Origin of the sequence: Herbaspirillum sp. SJZ106 (genome assembly GCF_006715495.1) — a bacterium.
Classification (GTDB): domain Bacteria; phylum Pseudomonadota; class Gammaproteobacteria; order Burkholderiales; family Burkholderiaceae_D; genus Herbaspirillum.
The window spans coordinates 975357-996164 of the sequence record NZ_VFNI01000002.1 but is presented as its reverse complement, the minus strand read 5'-3'; the positions used below and the strand labels follow the sequence as shown (position 1 = coordinate 996164).

Genomic DNA, 20808 nt, shown 5'->3' with positions numbered 1-20808 from the left:
CCCCGTACACCATCGTGTAACCCAACGCGATCAGTGCGTACATGCTCCCTAGCACCAAACCGTTGATGATCTGCTGGATGAATATGTCCATGAATAACTCTTTAATCTGAAATGACGAAAAACGCACATGCCGACGAGATTGCCGGCACGTCGCGAAAGCATGCGGATGAGCAAAATCCGTTCCCGCTTGCCGGGTGGAATGCATGCGTCTGTGCACAAGGCGGTGCGGCCTTCATAAAAACGCCGGCGCATGCCGCTGTTGTGGACGCTGAATTCTTTGCGCGAGGGGGATGATTGGGACGGGCTCAGCCGCTGCCGCTTCGGATGCGCGGGCTTCGGCGTTGCCTGGAATGCCGGATGCGTCGGCGCATGCCGACGGGCATATGGATATGCATGGTGGGGTCTCCCTTGTCTCCTGTTTGCGCCATTGTTTGGCGTCGTACCCAGCCTGTTGGGCGGGCCTTGCGCGAGCCTGCCTGTTGGGTGGCCCGTCGATATTGGTGCGGAATTATACGCAGAACCTGCGCACAATCCAGTCAAAAAACGGCGCTGTTACATAAGAAATCCCGGTAAGACCAGTAAACTCCATCATTTTGATGCAGGAAATATCATCAAAATGAAAAAGGCTTGCATCAGCAAGCCTTTTTCCGGTTCTTTCATTGCCGCGCCGCTCAGGCGCTTTCCGCCGCAGGCGTCTTGCGCGCGCTCAGTCCCTTGGGCAGCGGGAAGGTGACGTTTTCCTCGATGCCTTCCAGCACGCGCACGCTGCGCGCGCCAATCTCCTTGATGCGTTCGATCACGGCCCGCACCAGCACCTCGGGCGCCGAAGCTCCGGCCGTCACGCCGATGCGCAACTTGCCTTCGACCCACTCGGGCTGGATCAGCGCGGCGTCATCGACCATGAAGGCGGGCACGCCCTTCTTCTCGGCCAGTTCGCGCAGGCGGTTGGAGTTGGAACTGTTGGGACTGCCGACCACGATCACCACATCGACCTGGGGAGCCATGAACTTCACGGCTTCCTGGCGGTTGGTGGTGGCGTAGCAGATGTCGCCCTTCTTGGGTTCGGCGATCGCCGGGAAACGCTCACGCAGCGCCGCGATGATGTCGGCGGTGTCGTCCACCGACAGCGTGGTCTGCGAGACGTAAGCCAGCAGTTCCGGATCGGCTACCTGCAGGCGCCTCACGTCTTCCACGGTTTCCACCAGGTGCATGCCTGCTTCGGTCTGGCCCATGGTGCCTTCCACCTCGGGGTGGCCGGCGTGGCCGATCATGATGATCTCGCGGCCTTCGCGGCGCATCTTGGCCACTTCCATGTGAACCTTGGTGACCAGCGGACAAGTGGCGTCGAACACGGCCAGTCCGCGCTCGGCGGCTTCGGCCTGGACCACCTTGGGCACGCCGTGGGCGGAGAAGATCACGGTACTGCCGGCCGGGACATCGGCCAGCTCTTCGATGAACACCGCGCCCTTGGCGCGCAGGTCCGCCACCACATAGGCGTTGTGGACGATCTCGTGGCGCACGTAGATGGGCGCGCCGAACTGCTGCAGCGCGCGTTCGACGATTTCGATCGCACGGTCGACACCGGCGCAAAAACCGCGCGGCTGTGCGAGCAGGATTTCGGATTCCGCTTTATCCATGGTGGCTTCCTTGATTCAAAACTTGTCTACGGCGATAGAGCCGATGTTGGCTTCGGCCCTGAACCTGTTCAACGCTTCAACTCTCGTCGAAATTTTGAAGAGGTTCTTACAGAACTCCAATGATTTTCACTTCAAATTTCAGCGTTTGGCCGGCCAGCGGATGATTGAAATCGAAGATGGCCCCATCATCGTCGATCGCGCGCAGGATGCCGGCAAAACGGCCGCCGCCGGGCGCGGCGAAATCGACCAGGTCGCCGATGCGGTAATCCTCGCCCATCGCCGAGTTTTCTTCCAGCGTGGCGCGCGAGATACGCTGGATCAGCTCGTCGCTGCGCTCGCCGAAAGCTTGCTCGGGCGCCAGCTCGAAAGTCTGGTGCGCGCCTTCCGGCAGGCCCAGCAGGCAGGCTTCCAGGAATGGCGCCAATTGCCCCTGGCCGAACTGCAGCGTCGCCGGATTTTCATTGAAGGTGCTGACGATATCGTCGCCATCCAGCGAAGCCAGGCGGTAATGCAGGGTGAGGTAGGCGTTGTCGGTGACGACCGGGACAGATGGGCTGGACATGAAAGGAAATCAGAGATGCTTGAGAACCCGTTATTGTAAGCCATGTTTGCTTCCAGCGCCGCCGCCGCACAGCGTTAGTCCGCCGCGGCCGCCGGCCCCTGTCCCCTGTTTTGTTGATTTCAAAGATGGCAATAACTGATTGGCCCGAAGACCAGCGGCCGCGAGAACGGCTGATCCGCCAGGGTGCGGCGGCCCTGTCGGACGCGGAATTGCTGGCGGTGTTCCTGCGCGTGGGCGTGGCCGGCAAAAGCGCGGTCGACCTGGCGCGCGAGATGCTCCAGCATTTCGGCTCGCTGGATGCGCTGTTTGGCGCCGGGCTGAATGACTTTTCCCGGATCAACGGCCTGGGCCCGGCCAAGTATGCCCAGTTGCAGGCGGTCATGGAGCTCGCCAAGCGGGCGCTGGGCGAGGAACTGGAGGATGGCGCCCTGCTGAACTCGACCCAGGCAGTAGGCCAGTATCTGCGGCTCCTGTTCAAGAACAAGGCCCATGAATCGTTCGTGGTGTTGTTTGTCGACATCCGCAACCGCCTGATCGCGGTGGAAGAACTGTTTCGCGGCACGCTGAACCAGGCCAGCGTCTATCCGCGCGAAGTGGTGAAGGCGGCGCTTGGGCACAACGCCGCCTCAGTCATACTGGCGCACAACCATCCTTCCGGCGATCCGGAACCCAGCCAGGCCGACCTGGCGCTCACCCGGGCATTGAAAGACGCGCTGGCGCTGGTCGATGTGCGGGTGCTGGACCATTTCGTGGTGGCGGGAACACGCACCCATTCCTTTGCCGAGCATGGGCAGATATGAATTTCCAAAGGCTTTTTCTTTGCACAAACCCTTACCGATCAATGGGTTATGACTGAAGGCGATGCCGCTGGCGACTGCAGGTCGACAAATTGTTAAATAAATTAATTTACAATAGACACAATTGTTTTTCGCAAGTCATTGAAAAATCAATGTTTTTTCCTTATACTCACGTTTTTCCCAAATTCGGAAATTTTTAAGGAGCATCAACATGGCACGTGTCTGCCAAGTCACCGGGAAGGGGCCGATGGTCGGCAACAACGTTTCCCATGCAAACAACAAGACTAAGCGTCGCTTCCTGCCCAACCTGCAGAACCGCCGCATTTTCGTCGAATCCGAAAACCGCTGGGTTTCCCTGCGTTTGTCCAACGCCGGCCTGCGCGTGATCGACAAGATCGGCATCGATGCCGTTCTGGCCGATCTGCGTGCTCGCGGCGAAAAAGTCTAACTAGCAGAGTAAAGGAAATCTATCATGGCGAAATCCGGCCGCGACAAAATCAAACTGGAGTCGACCGCAGGTACCGGTCACTTCTACACCACCACCAAGAACAAGCGTACTACGCCCGAAAAGATCACGATCATGAAGTTCGATCCCAAGGCGCGCAAGCACGTCGAGTACAAAGAGACCAAGATCAAGTAATTGATCGTCCTCTCTTGATGAAGAACCCCGCCAAGGCGGGGTTTTTTATTGCCTGCCGCCGCCCTCGCGCATACACCCTGACCCTCCCCGGGCAGCGCGGCAAGCGCCCCAAAACAAAACCCCCGTGGACTTGCGTCGGCGGGGGTTTTATTTTCAGAGGCGCAAGCCGTCAGGCTTGCCCGCCCTCAGGGTCGGATCACGCGTAGCTGCGCAGGCGCAATGCGAATTCGCGCAGCGCCTTGATGCCGGATGCTTCGGCGCGGGCGCACCAGTCCTGCAATTGCTGCAGCAGCTGCTCGCGGGTCGAGTGCGAACGTTCCCAGATCGCGCCCAGTTCGATGCGCATTTCATGCATCGTCTGCAGCGCCTTGCTGTGCGTGAACAACTCGGACAACTGTTGCTTCTGGCCGTCTTCCAGCTTGGCCGGCTCACGTTGCAGCAGCTTCTTGGAAGACTTCAGGAAGCGCGATTCCAGCTTGGCCTTTTCAATCAGGTGGTCCAGCTCGTCCTTCCAGGCATGCTTGAGGGAACGGGCGTACTTGGCGGTGACGTCGTAGCGGTTGGCGATGACCGACTGCAGCGTGTCGAAGTCGACCGCGGCCTTCTTGCTGTCGAACTTGGGCACCGGAGCCACTTTCTTCACCTTGGCCAGGCCAAAGGTTTCGAGGATGCGGATATACATCCAGCCGATATCGAACTCATACCACTTGGACGAGAACTTGGCCGAGGTGCCGAAGGTGTGGTGGTTGTTGTGCATTTCTTCGCCGCCGATGATGATGCCGATCGGGAACAGGTTGGTCGCGGCGTCGTTGCAGTCGTAGTTGCGGTAACCCCAGTAGTGGCCGATGCCATTGACCACGCCGGCGGCCCAGAACGGGATCCACGCCATCTGGATGGCCCAGATGGCCAGGCCGATGGCGCCGAACAGCAGCACGTTGATGACCAGCATGATGCCCACGCCCTGCCAGCTGTACTTGCTGTAGATGTTGCGCTCGATCCAGTCGTCGGGGGTGCCGTGGCCGAACTTTTCCATGGTCTCGGCGTTCTTGGCTTCGTCGCGATAGAGTTCAGCGCCTTCCCACATCACCTTCTTGATGCCGCGGGTCTGCGGGCTGTGCGGATCCTCTTCGGTTTCGCACTTCGCATGGTGCTTGCGGTGGATGGCGGCCCATTCCTTGGTCACCATGCCGGTGGTCATCCACAGCCACAGGCGGAAGAAGTGGCTGGGGATCGCGTGCAATTCGAGCGCACGATGCGCCTGGCAACGATGCAGGTAGAGTGTCACGCCCACAATCGTGATATGGGTCATCACCAATGTGTAAATGACAATCTGCCAACCGCTCGCGTGCAGCAAGCCGTTGGCAACAAAGTCGAGGATCGCATCTAAGGTCATCACTGCTCCAAAATTAGAAACTGCTATCGGATAACGAACTTGTTCCGTGAAAATGTTTTTATTTTCTTTTAATTTTGCTGCATTGTACGCGAATTCTTCTCGTCTGGGCTATCCGGCGATGGCGGAACAACAGTCGCGTCGCTCTGGCGGAAACTGCGTTCGTCCATGATCCGGATGTCGCGCTTGGCGTGCGCGACCTGGATTCCGTGCTCCTTGAATGCCTTCCAGATGGCCCGGTTGACGTCGGAAAGCACATTCAGGCGGCCGTTTTCCGGATCGGTGATCCAAAAACCCAGCTCCAGCTCCAGGCCATCGGCCCCGATCTTGATCAGCAGGGCCTGCGGCGCGGTCTGTTGAGATACCCGCTGCACCCCAAGTGCGGCCTGCTCCATGATAGACAAGACAGTTTCCACATCGTCCTGGTACAAAATTGTAAGCTGTGTGTACAAACGTACAATGCGGTGGGTCAAGGAATAGTTCTGTACCGGATTGGCCACAAACATTTCATTGGGCAACACCGATTCGATGCCGTCCAGCCCTTCCAGGATCGTATACCGGGTATTGATCTGGGTGACCTTGCCGAAATAGGTATCCACGGCAACCATGTCGCCGATCACCATGCTGCGTTCCAGCAAGATCACGAAACCGGACACGTAGCTGCTGGCGATCTTTTGCAAGCCCAGGCCGATACCCACCCCAAGCGCGCCGCCGAACACCGACAGCACGGTCAGGTCGATCCCCACCAGCGACAGGCTGACCAGGAACGCGATCAGGATCAGCACCGCCTTGGTCAGGCGCGCCACCACCGTGCGCAGCGAGGAATGCATGGTGCTGACCTTCATCAGCCGGTTTTCCAGCACTGCGCCGATCCACAAGGCAATGATCAGGGTCACCAGCACCGAAGCGCCAGCTTGCAAAATCGTCAACAGCGATGCCTTGTGGCGCCCCAGGGGCAGTTCGGTGCGGTCGAGATAATCGATAAAGTCCGGCCACAAGCCGGTGATGTAAAGCCATACGCAGATCCACACCAGCGTCGCGATGGCTTTTTCCGACAGGTGCAGCAAGGCCCCGACGGTGGCGTCCTTGACAAAGATGCTGCGCAGCACATAGAACACGAAGCGCATCGCAACCTGGGCGATGGCCAGCGGAAACATGATTTCCCACAGCGATACCGGATGGCCGATGCGTTTGAGGCAGACATACGCGGCCGCCAGCAAGCCCAGCGCCAGCAGCGGCGACAGCACGCGGGAAAAGCTCTTGACGCCGATCTGCATCATCCGCGACTGCTCGTCGCCGCGCTCCAGCCCCAGGATCTTGCGCAGCCAGCGCGACAGCGCGATCCCGCCCAGCACGCACAACAGGATGACAGCCAGTTGGCGCAGCACGTCCTGCGGCTGGTAGTCGGTGAAAAGGGAAAGGAAATGGTCGGTCATGGCTGGCCGGCTCGTTCAGGAAAGGACAATATGAAATCGGGTCATCATCGGCATCACCGTACTCACGGCGCCGGCTCGGCATCCTGGCGGTGGCGCTCCCAGTTGGCGGCGTAACGCGCGGCCAGCGGCGGATTCTTGCCCAGCACCAGGATGTTCTCGGCGTTCTTGTGCTGCGCCGACCAGGTGAAATTGAAACTGCCGGTAATCACCGTCGCCGATGGCAAGGCGGCATCGATCACGATCACCTTGTTGTGGGCGTTGCGATAACGCGTCTCCAGCCAGACCGGCACGCCGGCGCTGCGCAATTGCTGCAGGCGCCCGCTGGAATTCTTGTCGAGCTGGCCACCATCCATCAGCACGCGCACGTCGACGCCGCGCTGGCGGGCCGCCACCAGCGCATCCGTGATGGGCCGGTTGGTCAACAGGTACGCCTGCACCAGCACCTGCCGGCGCGCCTTGGCCAGTTGGCCGACGATCAGGCCTTCGATATCGTCCCACGGCGCGAAAGCGGCCTGCTGCGTGCCTTGCGCGGCCATGGCAGGCGCCGCCGCCTGCCTGGCCAGGGCGGACGGAGCCGCCAGCAGGCCAGCCAGCAAAAACGGCGCCGCCTGCCGGCACAGGCGATGCAATGCCAGGATCAAGCGCGGCGCTCCAGCACGGCGGCGAAGAAACCATCGGTCTGGTGCAGGTGCGGCAACAGCTTCAGATAGTCGCCCATCTCCAGCACGACCTTCTGCTCGGCCAGCACCTCGCTCATGGGACGCAGCATGAAATCGGGGTGCGCTTGCAGGAACTCGGCGATCACCTCGTCGTTTTCCTCTTCCAGGAAGCTGCAGGTGCCGTACACCAGGCGCCCGCCCGGACGCACCAGGCGCGCGGCGCTGGCCAGGATGCTGCCCTGCTTGGCGCGCATCTCGGTCAGGGTGTCCACGCTCTGGCGCCATTTCATGTCAGGATTGCGGCGCAGCGTGCCCAGGCCGCTGCAAGGCGCATCGACCAGCACGCGGTCGATCTTGCCGGCCAGGCGCTTGACCTTGGCGTCGTTCTCGTGGGCGATCACCACCGGATGCACATTGGACAGGCCGCTGCGCGCCAGGCGCGGCTTGAGCTTGGCCAGGCGTTTCTCGGACACGTCGAAGGCGTACAGGCGGCCGGTATTGCGCATCAAGGCGCCCAGCGCCAGCGTCTTGCCGCCGGCGCCGGCACAGAAGTCCACCACCATTTCGCCGCGCTTGGCGCCGACGATCTGGGCCAGCAACTGGCTGCCCTCATCCTGCACTTCGATCGCGCCATCCTTGAACAACGGCAGGTTCTGCAGCGCCGGCTTTTTCAGCACGCGCAGGCCCAGCGGCGAATAAGGCGTGGGTTCGCAAGCCACCGGCGCCTTGGCCAGTTCTTCGATGACGCTATCGCGGTCGGCCTTGAGCGCGTTGACGCGCAAGTCCAGCGGCGCCGGACGGTTCATGGCATCGGCCAGCTCCAGCGTGGCGGCTTCGCCCACGCGCGCCACCAGCTTGTCGTACAGCCAGGGCGGCAGGTTGCTGCGCATCTGCGGCGCCAGCTGGCTGCGGTCGATCTGCGCCACGCGCGCCAGCCATTCGCCCTCTCCTTCCTGCAAGCCGCCCAGCGACTCGGCGCCGACGGCGTCGGCCAGGCCCAGCAGCGCCATGCGGCGCATCATCGGCCCCACGCCGGATTCGGCGAAATTGGTCAGCACCGTCTTGTTGCGCAACAGGCCGTAGACCGCCTCGGCGATCACGCCGCGTTCACGGCTGCCCAGCTTGGGGTGGTCGCGGAAATAACGCGACAGCGTCACATCGGCCGGGCCGGTGAAGCGCAGCACCTCGCGCAGCAGTTCTTCGGTATGGGGAATGATCGCGGGAGGCAATCTCATGCTCGGTCCTTCAGATTCTAAAATGGGTAGGCTTGCAACGGCTCAGATTGCAATAACGGATGCGGCGTCGGCCGGCGCCAAACGCACGCGAGCGCCTTCCAGCACAAGACGCCCTTGGACGAACCAGTTCACGGCGCGTGGGTAGATGACATGTTCCTGTTCCAGCACGCGCTCGGCCAGCGCTTCTTCGCTGTCGCCCTCCAGCACCGGTACGCAAGCCTGGGCCACGATGGGGCCATGGTCCAGGTCGGGCGTGACGAAATGCACGGTCGCGCCATGCAGCTTCACCCCGGCGGCCAAGGCCTGGCGGTGCGTCGCCAGCCCGGGGAAACTGGGCAGCAGCGACGGATGGATATTGAGCATGCGCCCCCTGTAATGATCCACAAAAGGCGCGGTCAGGATGCGCATGAAGCCGGCCAGCACCACCAGGTCGGGCGCATAGGCGTCGATGCTGGCGCGCAGGGCGGCATCGAACTGGTCGCGCGTGGCGTAATCGCGGCTGGGAATGACCTCGGTCGGAATACCGTGCGCCGCGGCGAACTCCAGGCCGCTGGCGTCGGCGCGGTTACTGATGACGGCGGAAATTCTGGCAGGCCATTTTTCGGCCTGGGCGGCGCGGACGATGGCTTCCATATTGCTGCCTCGTCCGGAAATCAGGATGACAATGCTTCTCATGGTGTGCGCATTGTACCTGCTAGTGTCGCGTTGCACGCCTGGCAGAACCGATAAACCAGGTGGATTTGCCATTCTGGCTAGGCGCAAACCGCAGGATTTGCGACGCCGCCGGAGACGGGACGGGTGCGGCCGGCCGCCGATGTCCGCGCGGCCCGGCGGCGGCCGTGGCGGAAATGATTGATCCGGCTTTACTGGAAGGAATAAAAAACCCGGAACGCGATTTTCTTTTCGGCCCAGTAGTCGGCCGCGTCGCGGAAGACGTCGAGCAAGGTTTCGCGGGCCTCCTTGTCGAACTTCTGGGTATTGGGGAGTTGTTCCAGCACCACGACAAAGCCGGGCTGCTTGCCGGCCTTGTGCGTCAGGTCGGTCAGGCAATCGGCCAGCGCATCGAAATTCTTGCCGAAATGCCTCGGGAAGTGGAAGGCGCTGGCGATGGCGGTCAGCACTTGCTGCTTGGTGGTTGCCTCGGCGCAATAGGCGTAGAGAAAGTGCTGCTCAAGACGAGCGGCCTCTTCCTGCAACTCGGTCACGCGGAAGGCGCGGATCGACTGCACTATATTTGGCGGCACCGTTTTAAACAAACTCATTGTCCCTTCCTATCCATGACGAGGTGGTGTGGTTGCATCCCTGGCTGGCAGCCGGGCTTGCCGGCCCAGCCTGCTTGTGTTGCCCGAATTGCGATCGGACCGCATTCCGATCAGTCGCGAATCCGGCTGAACGTCTTGTAATGGTCGCTCGTGTAATAGTATTCGCCGGATGTTGCAGGATCGCCGCCGCTGATGATCCTGCGGGCCCCGCGGTTGCGCGCACGCGGGGTTTTGACGGTGAATTCGTGATAATACCCGCGCTTTTGCTTGGGTAAAACCCCCTCATAATTGCCGAAAACCGCACCATCCTTGGCGTACGGGAAGGGCCCGCCCTGGCGGATCAGCCCCATGGTCTGCTGGGCTTCGCGCGGCAGCTGGTCGAGCGAGACATCGGCGATGCCGCCCGGCTGCGGGCCGCGCGCCTGGACCGGCGCAGCCAGGACCAGTGCGGCCAGGAGAACTAGCCAGTACTTCAGGAAAAAGGATGAAATGACTCGGGCTCGCATTTTAATGATTGCAATAATATTAATTTTCAGCAATACGACATCGTAGATTAACGTTTTGCTTTCGGCTAAGCAACCATGACATTCACGGTTTCTTCACCCCGGAGCGAACCCACGGCGCGGCATCCCCTCGCAATCCGGCCTCAGGCGTTTTTCTCACCGACGGGTTAAATAAGAACATCCGGGCGGTCCGCCCCAAGCTCAGGCTTGGAGCGCCCGCGCCGTTTCCGGTTCAAAAAACGCCAGTACTTCATCGCGCTTGCCGTAGGTATCGCTCTCGCCCAGCGCAATCAGCTCACGCGTGAAGCTTTTCTCGAACAGCAGATACGACGCCAGCGCCGAACCGCGCGCCTCGGTGGCGCCGATGCCGCCCAGCAAGGTGCGGATCGGCCTGGGCAAACTGGCCACATGGCGGCTGGCGATGCTGTCGATGCGCTGCGACGGCGAAATCACCAGCGTCTCGATCGGCTTCAACGGCGTGCGGGCGCGCTGCTCGGGGGTCAGCACCGACAGCGTCTGGTTGACGCGGTTAGTGCGCTCGATATCGGCCGACAAACCGTCGAGGAAGATGCTCGACATCGCATGGCCGGCCACTTGCGCCAGGCTGGGATATTGCGGCGTGTTGGTGGGCGCATTTTCGCCCTCCTCGCCCATGCGCCCGGCGCCGATCACCAGCACCTTGGACGCGCCCAGGTGAATGGCCGGCGAAATCGGCGCGATCTGGCGCATCGAGCCGTCGCCGCAATATTCGCAGCGGCCGTTGATATAGACCGGGATGGCCGGGAAGATGAACGGAATGGCCGACGACGCCAACAGATGGTCGATGCCGATCTGGTCGCGGATGGCCAGCCGCTGCGTGCGGCGCCACGGCTCGATCTCGTCCTGGCACTGGTAAAACGTGACGTGCTGGCCGCTGGTGTAGGAAGATGCCGTCACCGCCAGCGCATGCAGCTTGCCCTCGGCCATCGCCTCATCCAGCCGCGGCAGGTCGAGCAGGCGGTGCAGCATGCTCACCAGCGGCGTGTTGTCCAGCAGCGAGTTGGGCGGATGGGCGCGCCATTTGCGCAACAACCAGCCGAAAGAAAACAGCGACAGCCAGCGCGCCCCCGAGCGCAAGATCCCCAGCGAATCGGCGCGGTAGACCTGCTCGACCTTGAAATTGGCCCAGACCGCCATCAGCTCGCGCACCGCCTCGCCGAAATCGTCGGCGCGGCAAGCCAGCGCGGTGGCATTGATGGCCCCCGCCGACGTGCCGCAGATGATGGGAAAGGGATTGCTGTGCACCGGCCAGCCGGACTCCAGCAAGATCAACGACAAGGCGTTGAGCACGCCCACTTGATAAGCCGCCCGCGCGCCCCCTCCGGTCAGGATCAGTCCTGTTTTATGTTCCGTTGACTCCATGCCAACAGCTTAGCAGCAGCCCCGCGCCGGTGGCGAAAAATGTTGGGATGCGATGCACAAATGACGGTCCATCATTTGCCCCCGCCGCACTATTTGGGCGCCATGCGGATGGCGCCGTCCAGGCGGATGGTTTCGCCGTTGAGCATCACGTTCTCGATGATGCTCCTGGCCAGTTGCGCGTACTCGGTCGCCCGGCCCAGGCGCGGCGGGAAAGGCACGGCCTGGCCCAGCGAGTCGAGCACCTCCTGCGGCATGGCCAGCATCATCGGCGTTTCGAAAATGCCGGGAGCGATGGTCATGACGCGAATGCCGCTGCGCGACAGGTCGCGCGCCATCGGCAGCGTCATGGCGACGATGGCGCCCTTGGATGCGGCATAGGCGGTCTGGCCGATCTGGCCATCGTAGGCGGCCACCGAGGCGGTATTGATGATCACGCCGCGCTCGCCTTCTTGCGCCGGTTCCGTCCTGGCCATCGCGTCGGCGGCAAAGCGCGCCATGTTGAAGCTGCCCACCAGGTTGATGTTGAGCGTCTTCATGAACAGCGCCATGGTATGCGGCCCGCTCTTGCCGATCAGCTTCTCGGCCGGCGCGATGCCGGCACAGTTGATGAGCCCGCGCACGGTGCCCAGTTGCTGGGCGGCGCGCACCACCGCCTGCGCATCTTCCTCGGCGCTGACGTCGCAGCGCACGAACACGCCGTTCAATTCCTGCGCCAGCTTGCTGCCAACCTCTTCATTCAGGTCGGCCAGCACCGGCTTGCCGCCTGCGGCCGCGATCATGCGCGCGGTCGCCGCGCCCAGCCCCGACGCGGCGCCGGTCACGATGAAAACATTTCCTTCGATACGCATTGCGTCTCCTCGCTTTATTTTTCCAAATGGTTGCGTTTGGAGATTATGCAGCAGACGCCGCGCGGCCGACTATCCGCGCGGCGACAATCGGGGCAGCGCTGAATCAGTCCCACACGATGTGGCGTACCCCGGTTCAGGTCGGCAACGCCGGCAGCAGCGGCACCAGCAGCAAGGCCACGATGTTGATGATCTTGATCAGCGGATTGATGGCCGGCCCGGCGGTGTCCTTGTACGGGTCGCCCACGGTGTCGCCGGTCACGGCCGCCTTGTGCGCGTCCGAGCCCTTGCCGCCGTGGTGGCCATCCTCGATGTATTTCTTGGCATTGTCCCAGGCGCCGCCGCCGGTGGTCATCGAAATCGCCACGAACAGGCCGGTCACGATGGTTCCCATCAGCAGCCCGCCCAACGCCGCCGGACCCAGCAGCATGCCGACCACGACAGGCACGATCACCGGCAGCAACGAAGGCAGGATCATCTCGCGGATGGCCGACGAGGTCAGCATGTCCACCGCGCGGTCGTATTGCGGCCGGCCGGTGCCATCCATGATGCCCGGAATCTCGCTGAACTGGCGCCGCACTTCGACCACCACCGCGCCGGCCGCGCGGCCCACCGCTTCCATCGCCATGGCGCCGAACAGGTAAGGGATCAGGCCGCCGATGAACAGGCCGACGATCACCGCCGGGCTGGACAAGTCGAAGGAAGTGCTCTTGCCGACGCTGTCGAGCGCATGGGTATAGTCGGCGAACAGCACCAGCGCCGCCAGCCCGGCCGAACCGATCGCATAGCCTTTGGTGACGGCCTTGGTGGTGTTGCCCACCGCATCGAGCGGATCGGTGATGGCGCGCACCGAGTCCGGCATGCCCGACATCTCCGCAATGCCTCCGGCATTGTCCGTGATGGGCCCGTACGCATCCAGCGCGACGATGATACCGGCCATCGACAACATCGAGGTGGCCGCGATGGCGATGCCGTACAAGCCGGCCAGCCAGTAGGCGGCGATGATGGCCACGCACACCGCCAGCACCGGATATGCGGTGGACTTCATCGATACGCCGAGGCCGGCGATGATGTTGGTGCCGTGGCCGGTGGTCGATGCCTGGGCGATGTGGCGCACCGGCTTGAAATCGGTGCCGGTGTAGTACTCGGTGATGTAGACCATCAGTCCGGTCAGCACGATGCCCACCACCGCCGAGCCGATCAGCGGCAGGCGCAGCTCGGGCGGCAGCATCAGCCAGCTGGCGATCACGAAGCCGACCAGCGAAAGGCCGGCCGACCACCATAGCCCGGTATAGAGCGCCGACATGATTTTCTTGCCGGGCGAAGCCTTGACCATCGAGCAGCCGACGATGGACGCCAGGATCGACACCCCGCCCAGCACCAGCGGATAAAGGATGGCCAGCACTTCCATGCCTTTCAGCATCAGGCTGCCCAGCAGCATGGTCGCCACCAGCGTGACCACATAGGTCTCGAACAGGTCGGCCGCCATGCCGGCGCAGTCGCCGACGTTGTCGCCCACGTTATCGGCGATCACCGCCGGATTGCGCGGATCGTCCTCGGGAATGCCGGCCTCGACCTTGCCCACCAGGTCGGCGCCGACATCGGCGCCCTTGGTGAAGATGCCGCCGCCCAGACGGGCGAAGATGGAGATCAGCGAAGCGCCGAAGGCCAGCCCGATCAATGGCTTGATGGCGTCATGCAGGCTGGGCGCGCGCCCCTGCCCGTATCCGAACAGGAACCAGAAGAACAGCGTCACCCCCAGCAGGCCCAGCCCGACCACCAGCATGCCGGTGATCGCCCCGCCGCGAAAGGCCACATTGAGCGCTTCGTTCATGCCGCGCGTGGCGGCTTGCGCGGTGCGCACGTTGGCCCGCACCGACACGTTCATGCCGATGAAACCGCAGGCGCCCGACAACACCGCCCCCAGCAGGAAACCGAGCGCGGTCGGCCAGCCCAGTCCGGGAATGAGTGCGATCACGACCAGCAGCACCACCCCGACCATGGCGATGGTGCGGTATTGCCGCGCCAGATAGGCGGACGCGCCCTGCTGGATCGCACTGGCGATATCCTGCATGCGTTCGTTGCCGGGGTCCTGCTTGAGAATCCAACTACGGGATACGAGGCCATAGATCACTGCGACGACGCCGCAGGCAATGGCAAACCAAAGGGCTGTAGCCATGCATGTCTCCTTTATTATCACGACTCATCAACAATCACGAACATCCGCCGCTGCCGCCGGTACAGGAACATGCCTGTTGCCGGCAACCGCCGCCGATACTGCGCCTGCAAATTGTGTCGCCCTTTTTCTTGGATTTCTTATGGTTCTACCGGGGCTGCCGCCGCCGCGCATGAACCTGCACGGTAGCGGTTGAAAAATCCAGTCCATCACTGATCTTGCCTGCCTTGCCACTATCGCGGCTGGTTCGCCGCGCGGGCATAAAAAAAGCGGACCGCAGTCCGCTTTACTTTACTCCGCCAGGGCGGCAAATGCACGATCCCTGATTTCTTCGACCGGGCCTACGCCGGCGATCTTGCGATACTTCGGCGCGCCCGGCTGGCCGGACTTGGCCCAGTCGCCATAGTAGCCGAGCAGCACTTCGGTCTGCTCGTGGTACACCGCCAGGCGCTTCTTGACGGTTTCTTCCTTGTCGTCGTCGCGCTGGATCAGGGCTTCGCCGGTGGCGTCGTCCTTGCCCTCGGCCTTGGGCGGGTTGAACTTGACGTGGTAGGTGCGGCCCGAACCCGGGTGCACGCGGCGGCCGCTCATGCGCTCGACGATGGCGCTGTCGGGCACGTCGATTTCCAGCACGTAGTCGATGGCCACGCCGGCTTCCTTCATGGCGTCGGCCTGGCGCGTGGTGCGCGGGAAGCCATCGAACAGGTAACCGTTGGCGCAGTCGGGCTGCTGCAGGCGATCCTTGACCAGCCCGATGATGATGTCATCCGAAACCAATCCGCCTGCGTCCATTACCTTCTTGGCGGCGATGCCCAGTTCAGTTCCCGCAGCCACGGCGGCGCGCAGCATGTCGCCGGTGGAGATTTGCGGGATGTTGAATTTTTCCTTGATAAAAGTGGCTTGCGTACCTTTACCGGCACCAGGCGCTCCTAAAAGGATGAGGCGCATATCGTTTCCTAAATTGAGGTTTCTGAAATATTGAATGCTTGAATTCTTTTGCGATGGGATGGCGGTCGATACCAACCGTCTGGGCGGTTATGTCTCTTTTTGTGGCGCCGTTTGCATCAGCTCTGGACGAAACTTACCACAAAATCTTACCGAACCATGACAAACGCCCGATTTTTAAGCAGTCTCCAGCCGCTGATTGTGTCGCGCAAGTTTGACAAAAAACTTACAAAACACCCGCCCGCCAAGACTTTCCTCGGCAGTCGTTTTCGGCCTCGCGCACACTACAGGGAGGAAATGGTCTTCACCAGCGGACTGTCCGGCGGCGCCTCGAAATGTTTGCGTACACGCAACAAATCTTCCGGCGTATCCACGCCCGCTTCCGGCACCACCGAGGTCACATGCACCGCGATCGAATGGCCGTGCCACAGCACGCGCAATTGCTCCAGCGCCTCGATGCGCTCCACCGGCGAGGCCGACAGCGTCGGGTACAACTGCAAGAACTTGTTGCTGTACGCGTACAGGCCGATATGGCGCAGCGGCGCGTAATCGTTGGCATGGTCGGCGCCATGCGCCTCGGGCAGCACTTCGCGCGACCTGGCGAAGGCATCACGGTGCCAGGGAATCGTCGCGCGCGAGAAATACATGGCGCAGCCGTCCTTGTTCAAGACCACTTTCACCACGTTGGGATTGAAGGCATCGGCGGCCGTCTCGATGGCATGGGCGGCGGTCGCCATCGGCACCCCGGCCTTGATATGGCCGGCAGTGGCGGCGATCAGGCCGGGATCGATCAGCGGCTCGTCGCCCTGCACGTTGACCACCACCGCATCATCGGCCAGGTCCAGCGCAGCGGCCACCTCCGCGATGCGGTCGGTCCCGGAGGGATGGTCGGCGCGCGTCATCGCCACGTCCACACCGTGCTGCCGGCAGGCGGCATGGATATCGTGGTGGTCGGTGGCGACGATGATGCGCGCGGCGCCCGACAGCGCGGCGCGCTCGGCCACGCGCACGATCATCGGCTTGCCGCCGAGGTCGGCCAGCGGCTTGTTGGGCAGGCGCGTCGATGCCAGGCGCGCCGGGATGATGACGGTAAAGGACATGGGCTTGGAACGTATTGTTGGCGACTTCAGAGGCGCACAGCAGGCGGCCGGACCGGTTCAGGCGGCAGGCGATATCGGAGCGGCATTGATGTCGCGCGCTTCGTCGGCCCACATGATGGGAATGCCGTCGCGGATCGGGTAGGCCAGCTTGTCGCCTTTGCAGATCAGTTCCTGCGCTTTCTTGTCGTAGTCCAACGGGCCCTTGCAGATCGGGCAAACCAGGATATCAAGCAGTCGGGCGTTCACGGAGTTTCTCCACTATATGTTCAGCCAGCGCGCCGTCGATGCGCGCCGATACGGGCACGACCCAGATGCGCGGGTCGTTTTGGATGGCCTCGATAGCCCTGCATTTTACTGCATCCTTCTCCGTCACCAGGATGACATCGGCCTGCAGGCCGGCGAAAGGATTGGCGGAGAAGTCATAATGGTCCGGCAACGGATGCTCGGCAAACGCCAGGCCGGCGCCGCGCAGGGTGGCGAAGAAACGGCCGGGGTTGCCGATGCCGGCCACCGCGGCGATACGCACGGTATGCGCCCCGCCTGCGCCGATGGCCTCCAGCGGACGGCGCACGGACGGCGCGGCCAACTGCACGGCCTCGCCGGCTTCCAGCCGCATCGCGTAACTGCCGGCGGGCGCCGCGCTGCCGGCCGGCAGGTTGGCGACCGAAAAATCCCGGCGGCGCGAAGCCGGCTCGCGCAGCGGGCCGGCCGGCAACAGCCAGCCATTGCCGGCGCCGCGCGCATCCGACAGCACGATCTCGATGTCGCGCGCCAGCGCATAGTGCTGCAAGCCATCGTCGGACACCAGCACGTCCACCTCCGGGTGCGCTGCCAGCAAGGTCCGCCCCGCCGCCGCCCGGCGCCGTCCGACCACCAGCGGCACGCCGGTGCGCTGCACGATCAGGAGCGGCTCGTCGCCCACCTGCGCCGCAGCCGAGCCTGCCAATACTTCCGCCACTGCCCCGGCGCCGCCGGCGCCATAGCCGCGCGACACCACGCCCGGCGTGTAGCCGGCGGCGCGCAAGGCTTCGATCAGCCAGATGGCGAACGGCGTCTTGCCGGTGCCGCCGACAAACACATTGCCCACCATGATGACCGGCACCGGCAGGCGTTCGACCCGTTTGAGCCCCAGCGCGAACAACGCGCGCCGCAACGCCGCCAGCGCGCCGAACAGCAGCGACAGCGGCCACAACAGGCAAGCCAGCGGCCCGCGGCTTTGCCAGGCGCGGGTCAGGATGGCTTCGGCATTGCGGTTGGAGTCGGCCATATTCGATGAACTTGATGATCGCGGCAGGCGCCGCGTCGCACGCTTATTTCTTACTTCTTACTTATTTATTGCTGGACTGCGCGGTGAACGTCACCTTCGGGAAGCCGGCAATGCGCGCCGCCTCCAGCACATTGATCACGGTCTGGTGCGTGGCCAGCGCATCGGCGTTGATGATGACCACCGGATCGCCCTTGCCGCTGCCCTTGAGCGCGGCCTGCATTTCATCGGCCAGGCCCTGCGCGTCGCGCGCCGAAATACGGTGGTTGTTGATGGCGTAGCGGCCCTGCGCATCCACCGCGACATTGATCTCGAACGGCTGCTCCAGCGCTTTTTGCGCATCGGCGGTGGGCAACGTGATCTGCAGCGCGGTGAACTTGCTATAGGTGGTGGTCACCATCAGGAAGATCACGATCACCAGCAGCACGTCGATGAACGGGATCAGGTTGATCTCCAGGTCTTCGCGGGGGCGGCCTTTGCGGAAATTCATGGCGGTCTCTTAGCGGCGCACGTCGTGCACGATGTCGACGAACTTGACCGCCTGCTGCTCCATGTCGACCACGAAACCGTCGACCAGCGCGCGGAAATGGCGGTAGAACACCAGCGCCGGCATGGCGATGGCCAGGCCGAAACCGGTGTTGTACAGCGCAATGGAAATGCCGTGCGCCAGTTGCGCCGGATTGGTGCCGGCGGCGTTTTGCGACGCGAAAATCTCGATCATGCCGACCACCGTGCCGAACAAACCCATCAATGGCGCCAGCGAGGCGATCGTGCCCAGCGTGGTGAGGAAGCGCTCCAGCCGGTGCGCGGCGGCCTGGCCGGCCTCTTCGATGGCTTCCTTCATCACGTCGCGCGGAGCATCGACATTGCGCAGACCGGCGGCAAGCACCTGGCCCAGCGGGGAATTCTGCTCCAGCTTGTCGATCACGTCGTCGTTGACGCGGCCGCTCTGGTAGACGCGCACCACATCGCCCAGCAACTCCGGCGGCAGGATCCGGGCGCGGCGCAGGTAGACCATCCGTTCGATGATCAGCGCCAGGCCGATGATGGATGCGATCAGCAAGGGCCAGATCGGCCAGCCGGCGGCGAGGATGATGGCGAGCAAAACGAACTCCTGTAGGGGGAAGAAAACGGATACGGGTGCAGAATGTAGCCTGTTGCGGCGCTAGGGGCAAGCGCAACCCGGCAGCCGCAGGCATTACGCAGGCATTACGCAGACGTTACGCCGGCCTTATGCAGGCTTTACAATGCGGGAGACATTTTATCGCCCTATATAAATAGCCGCCCGCCATGCCCGCCGACAAGTATCCCCCCTTCCGCCCCGCCCAGCCCGCCGCCGGCGACTCCGGCCCGCCGGTGCTGACGGTGTCGGCCCTGAACCAGTCGGTGGCGCGCGTGCTGGAACGCACCTTCCCGCTGATCTGGGTCGCGGGCGAGATTTCCAACTTCACCCGCGCCGCCTCCGGCCACTGGTATTTCAACCTCAAGGACGACGGCGCCCAGGTGCGCGCCGTCATGTTCAAGGGCCGCGCCCAATACGCCGGCTTCACCCCGCGCGAGGGCGACAAGGTCGAGGTGCGCACCCTGGTCACGCTATACGCGCCGCGCGGCGACTACCAGCTCAACGTGGAAGCGATCCGCCGCTCCGGCGTGGGCGACCTGTACGCGGCTTTCCTGCAACTGAAAGAAAAACTGGAGCGCGAAGGCCTGTTCGACCGCGCCGCCAAGCGGCCGCTGCCGACCTTCCCGCGCCGCATCGGCATCGTCACCAGCCCGCAAGCGGCGGCGCTGCGCGACGTGCTGACCACGCTGCGCCGCCGCGCGCCGCATGTGGAGATCATCCTTTATCCGACCCCGGTGCAAGGCGATGGCTCGGCCCGGCGCATCGCCGCCGCCATCGACAGCGCCTCCGCGCGCGCCGAATGCGACCTGCTGCTGGTCTGTCGCGGCGGCGGCAGCATCGAAGACCTGTGGTCGTTCAACGAAGAGGTGGTGGCGCGCGCCATCGCCGGCTGTTCGATGCCGGTCATCTCGGGCGTCGGCCACGAAACCGACTTCACCATCGCCGACTTCGCCGCCGACTTGCGCGCCCCCACCCCGACCGCCGCCGCCGAGCTGGCCGCGACGGCGCGGGAAGACTGGCTGGCCGAACTGCGCGCCCACGCCCAGGACCTCACGCGCGCGCTGCGCCGAGGGCTCACGGAAAAGGCCCAGACAGTCGACTGGATGTCGCGCCGGCTGGTCAATCCGGCTGCCTACATCCAGCATGAGCGCGTCAAGCTGCTGGCGCTGCAGACCCGCCTCTCCCACGCCACCCGAGTGCCGCTGACGCAGATGCGCCATCGCCTGCAGCAGTTGTCCACCCGCCTGGCGCACCAGTTGCCCGATACCGCCCACGCGCGGCGCGACGTCTGCGACCTGGCGCGCCGCCTGCATGGCGCACTGGCCGCGCAGCAGTTGCGCCAGCGCCAGGCGCTGGCCGGCCTGAACGCCCAGCTCGAACTGCTCAACCCGCAGCGCACGCTGGAACGCGGCTATGCCATCGTCACCGACCGCCAGGGCCGGGTGTTGCACTCGCCCGCCGAGCTGTCGGCGCGCAGCCAGATCACGGTCCGGTTGGCGCAAGGCAGCGCCGAGGTCGATATCGCCGGCGTGCAGCCGCGACTGGACTGAATCAACAAACCCGGCCATTCGACTTTTTTCTCATAAGCTTTTTCCGGCCGGCGCAATGCCGGCGCGGCCATCCGGAGCCATTTATTTTCATGGATGGGCTGGAACGTCCGGCCGCACGGGGCATCTACCGGATTCGCTGCCGCCGCCGTCGCCGCCGCAATAACAATAACGATTCTTATTTACAAGGTATCCAGCGCCGGCGCGGATTTGCAGGCAATTGACCGAGTGCAAAGAATCTTTATCCGCTTTAGAATCACAGGTTCGGAATAGACCCTCGGTAATA

Annotated in this window: 22 protein-coding genes; 4 read left to right on the top strand and 18 right to left on the bottom strand. The window is 63.1% G+C overall.

What is annotated here, in order from left to right:
- Positions 1–671 precede the first annotated feature (671 nt).
- Positions 672–1637, bottom strand: coding sequence for a 4-hydroxy-3-methylbut-2-enyl diphosphate reductase (gene ispH, locus FB598_RS09720; RefSeq protein WP_141913366.1), 966 nt, complete (start codon positions 1635–1637; stop codon positions 672–674).
- Between the two features lie 106 nt (positions 1638–1743).
- A complete protein-coding gene (locus tag FB598_RS09715) occupies positions 1744–2199 on the bottom strand; it encodes a peptidylprolyl isomerase (protein ID WP_141913367.1) in 456 nt (151 codons plus the stop codon).
- A gap of 125 nt (positions 2200–2324) precedes the next feature.
- Here FB598_RS09715 and radC point away from each other — a divergent pair, with 125 nt between their 5' ends.
- From radC to rpmG, 3 genes are all read left to right on the top strand, one after another.
- Positions 2325–2999 (top strand): DNA repair protein RadC, encoded by a 675-nt coding sequence (radC, locus tag FB598_RS09710; RefSeq protein ID WP_141913368.1) that lies wholly within the window; start codon positions 2325–2327, stop codon positions 2997–2999.
- Between the two features lie 208 nt (positions 3000–3207).
- Positions 3208–3444, top strand: coding sequence for a 50S ribosomal protein L28 (gene rpmB, locus FB598_RS09705; RefSeq protein ID WP_006463730.1), 237 nt, complete (start codon positions 3208–3210; stop codon positions 3442–3444).
- Between the two features lie 24 nt (positions 3445–3468).
- On the top strand, positions 3469–3636 hold the full coding sequence (gene rpmG / locus FB598_RS09700) for a 50S ribosomal protein L33 (protein ID WP_008114372.1): 168 nt from the start codon (positions 3469–3471) through the stop codon (positions 3634–3636).
- 196 nt (positions 3637–3832) lie between these two features.
- Here rpmG and FB598_RS09695 read toward each other — a convergent pair whose 3' ends face one another.
- From FB598_RS09695 to FB598_RS09620, 16 genes are all read right to left on the bottom strand, one after another.
- A complete protein-coding gene (locus FB598_RS09695; protein WP_141913369.1) occupies positions 3833–5029 on the bottom strand; it encodes a fatty acid desaturase in 1197 nt (398 codons plus the stop codon).
- A gap of 68 nt (positions 5030–5097) precedes the next feature.
- Entirely contained in the window at positions 5098–6462 is a 1365-nt protein-coding gene (locus FB598_RS09690; protein ID WP_141913370.1) for a mechanosensitive ion channel family protein, read from the bottom strand.
- 62 nt (positions 6463–6524) lie between these two features.
- The gene (locus FB598_RS09685; RefSeq protein WP_370454989.1) at positions 6525–7103 is read right to left on the bottom strand and encodes a phospholipase D family protein; all 579 of its coding nucleotides are present in this window, start codon (positions 7101–7103) and stop codon (positions 6525–6527) included.
- Positions 7100–8356 (bottom strand): RsmB/NOP family class I SAM-dependent RNA methyltransferase, encoded by a 1257-nt coding sequence (locus FB598_RS09680; protein WP_141913371.1) that lies wholly within the window; start codon positions 8354–8356, stop codon positions 7100–7102. Before FB598_RS09680 ends, FB598_RS09685 begins: the two co-directional genes overlap by 4 nt.
- A 42-nt stretch (positions 8357–8398) precedes the next feature.
- On the bottom strand, positions 8399–9031 hold the full coding sequence (gene purN / locus FB598_RS09675; RefSeq protein WP_141913372.1) for a phosphoribosylglycinamide formyltransferase: 633 nt from the start codon (positions 9029–9031) through the stop codon (positions 8399–8401).
- A 188-nt stretch (positions 9032–9219) separates the two neighbouring features.
- Positions 9220–9618 carry a barstar family protein gene (locus FB598_RS09670; protein WP_141913373.1) on the bottom strand — a complete coding sequence of 133 codons (399 nt, stop codon included), beginning with the start codon at positions 9616–9618 and terminating at the stop codon, positions 9220–9222.
- Between the two features lie 110 nt (positions 9619–9728).
- Positions 9729–10124 (bottom strand): ribonuclease domain-containing protein, encoded by a 396-nt coding sequence (locus FB598_RS09665; RefSeq protein ID WP_141914174.1) that lies wholly within the window; start codon positions 10122–10124, stop codon positions 9729–9731.
- A 198-nt stretch (positions 10125–10322) separates the two neighbouring features.
- Positions 10323–11522: a patatin-like phospholipase family protein gene (locus tag FB598_RS09660; protein WP_141913374.1), complete on the bottom strand. Its 1200-nt coding sequence runs from the start codon at positions 11520–11522 to the stop codon at positions 10323–10325.
- An 89-nt stretch (positions 11523–11611) separates the two neighbouring features.
- Positions 11612–12370, bottom strand: coding sequence for an SDR family NAD(P)-dependent oxidoreductase (locus FB598_RS09655; protein WP_141913375.1), 759 nt, complete (start codon positions 12368–12370; stop codon positions 11612–11614).
- A gap of 133 nt (positions 12371–12503) precedes the next feature.
- On the bottom strand, positions 12504–14546 hold the full coding sequence (locus FB598_RS09650; protein ID WP_141913376.1) for a sodium-translocating pyrophosphatase: 2043 nt from the start codon (positions 14544–14546) through the stop codon (positions 12504–12506).
- 288 nt (positions 14547–14834) lie between these two features.
- Positions 14835–15491, bottom strand: coding sequence for an adenylate kinase (gene adk / locus FB598_RS09645; RefSeq protein ID WP_141913377.1), 657 nt, complete (start codon positions 15489–15491; stop codon positions 14835–14837).
- Between the two features lie 281 nt (positions 15492–15772).
- The gene (gene kdsB, locus FB598_RS09640) at positions 15773–16588 is read right to left on the bottom strand and encodes a 3-deoxy-manno-octulosonate cytidylyltransferase (protein ID WP_141913378.1); all 816 of its coding nucleotides are present in this window, start codon (positions 16586–16588) and stop codon (positions 15773–15775) included.
- A gap of 57 nt (positions 16589–16645) precedes the next feature.
- Entirely contained in the window at positions 16646–16834 is a 189-nt protein-coding gene (locus FB598_RS09635) for a Trm112 family protein (RefSeq protein ID WP_050469560.1), read from the bottom strand.
- Entirely contained in the window at positions 16815–17855 is a 1041-nt protein-coding gene (gene lpxK / locus FB598_RS09630; protein WP_141913379.1) for a tetraacyldisaccharide 4'-kinase, read from the bottom strand. The genes FB598_RS09635 and lpxK overlap by 20 nt, the downstream gene beginning before the upstream one ends.
- A 61-nt stretch (positions 17856–17916) precedes the next feature.
- Entirely contained in the window at positions 17917–18342 is a 426-nt protein-coding gene (locus tag FB598_RS09625; RefSeq protein WP_141913380.1) for a biopolymer transporter ExbD, read from the bottom strand.
- 9 nt (positions 18343–18351) lie between these two features.
- Positions 18352–18957, bottom strand: a complete 606-nt coding sequence (locus FB598_RS09620) for a MotA/TolQ/ExbB proton channel family protein (RefSeq protein ID WP_141913381.1) — start codon at positions 18955–18957, stop codon at positions 18352–18354.
- A gap of 185 nt (positions 18958–19142) precedes the next feature.
- Between FB598_RS09620 and xseA the strand changes: the two genes are divergently transcribed.
- Positions 19143–20525 (top strand): exodeoxyribonuclease VII large subunit, encoded by a 1383-nt coding sequence (gene xseA / locus FB598_RS09615; protein WP_141913382.1) that lies wholly within the window; start codon positions 19143–19145, stop codon positions 20523–20525.
- Positions 20526–20808: the final 283 nt, after the last annotated feature.

Excerpts from the sequence above, each read along its gene's own strand:
- adk (WP_141913377.1), bottom strand. The coding sequence starts at position 15,491 with ATGCGCCTCATCCTTTTAGGAGCGCCTGGTGCCGGTAAAGGTACGCAA.
- FB598_RS09665 (WP_141914174.1), bottom strand. The coding sequence starts at position 10,124 with ATGCGAGCCCGAGTCATTTCATCCTTTTTCCTGAAGTACTGGCTAGTT.
- xseA (WP_141913382.1), top strand. The coding sequence starts at position 19,143 with ATGCCCGCCGACAAGTATCCCCCCTTCCGCCCCGCCCAGCCCGCCGCC.
- purN (WP_141913372.1), bottom strand. The coding sequence starts at position 9,031 with ATGAGAAGCATTGTCATCCTGATTTCCGGACGAGGCAGCAATATGGAA.
- FB598_RS09715 (WP_141913367.1), bottom strand. The coding sequence starts at position 2,199 with ATGTCCAGCCCATCTGTCCCGGTCGTCACCGACAACGCCTACCTCACC.
- FB598_RS09690 (WP_141913370.1), bottom strand. The coding sequence starts at position 6,462 with ATGACCGACCATTTCCTTTCCCTTTTCACCGACTACCAGCCGCAGGAC.
- FB598_RS09625 (WP_141913380.1), bottom strand. The coding sequence starts at position 18,342 with ATGAATTTCCGCAAAGGCCGCCCCCGCGAAGACCTGGAGATCAACCTG.
- rpmB (WP_006463730.1), top strand. The coding sequence starts at position 3,208 with ATGGCACGTGTCTGCCAAGTCACCGGGAAGGGGCCGATGGTCGGCAAC.
- rpmG (WP_008114372.1), top strand. The coding sequence starts at position 3,469 with ATGGCGAAATCCGGCCGCGACAAAATCAAACTGGAGTCGACCGCAGGT.
- ispH (WP_141913366.1), bottom strand. The coding sequence starts at position 1,637 with ATGGATAAAGCGGAATCCGAAATCCTGCTCGCACAGCCGCGCGGTTTT.
- FB598_RS09670 (WP_141913373.1), bottom strand. The coding sequence starts at position 9,618 with ATGAGTTTGTTTAAAACGGTGCCGCCAAATATAGTGCAGTCGATCCGC.
- FB598_RS09695 (WP_141913369.1), bottom strand. The coding sequence starts at position 5,029 with ATGACCTTAGATGCGATCCTCGACTTTGTTGCCAACGGCTTGCTGCAC.
- FB598_RS09680 (WP_141913371.1), bottom strand. The coding sequence starts at position 8,356 with ATGAGATTGCCTCCCGCGATCATTCCCCATACCGAAGAACTGCTGCGC.
- FB598_RS09655 (WP_141913375.1), bottom strand. The coding sequence starts at position 12,370 with ATGCGTATCGAAGGAAATGTTTTCATCGTGACCGGCGCCGCGTCGGGG.
- FB598_RS09660 (WP_141913374.1), bottom strand. The coding sequence starts at position 11,522 with ATGGAGTCAACGGAACATAAAACAGGACTGATCCTGACCGGAGGGGGC.
- lpxK (WP_141913379.1), bottom strand. The coding sequence starts at position 17,855 with ATGGCCGACTCCAACCGCAATGCCGAAGCCATCCTGACCCGCGCCTGG.
- kdsB (WP_141913378.1), bottom strand. The coding sequence starts at position 16,588 with ATGTCCTTTACCGTCATCATCCCGGCGCGCCTGGCATCGACGCGCCTG.
- FB598_RS09650 (WP_141913376.1), bottom strand. The coding sequence starts at position 14,546 with ATGGCTACAGCCCTTTGGTTTGCCATTGCCTGCGGCGTCGTCGCAGTG.
- radC (WP_141913368.1), top strand. The coding sequence starts at position 2,325 with ATGGCAATAACTGATTGGCCCGAAGACCAGCGGCCGCGAGAACGGCTG.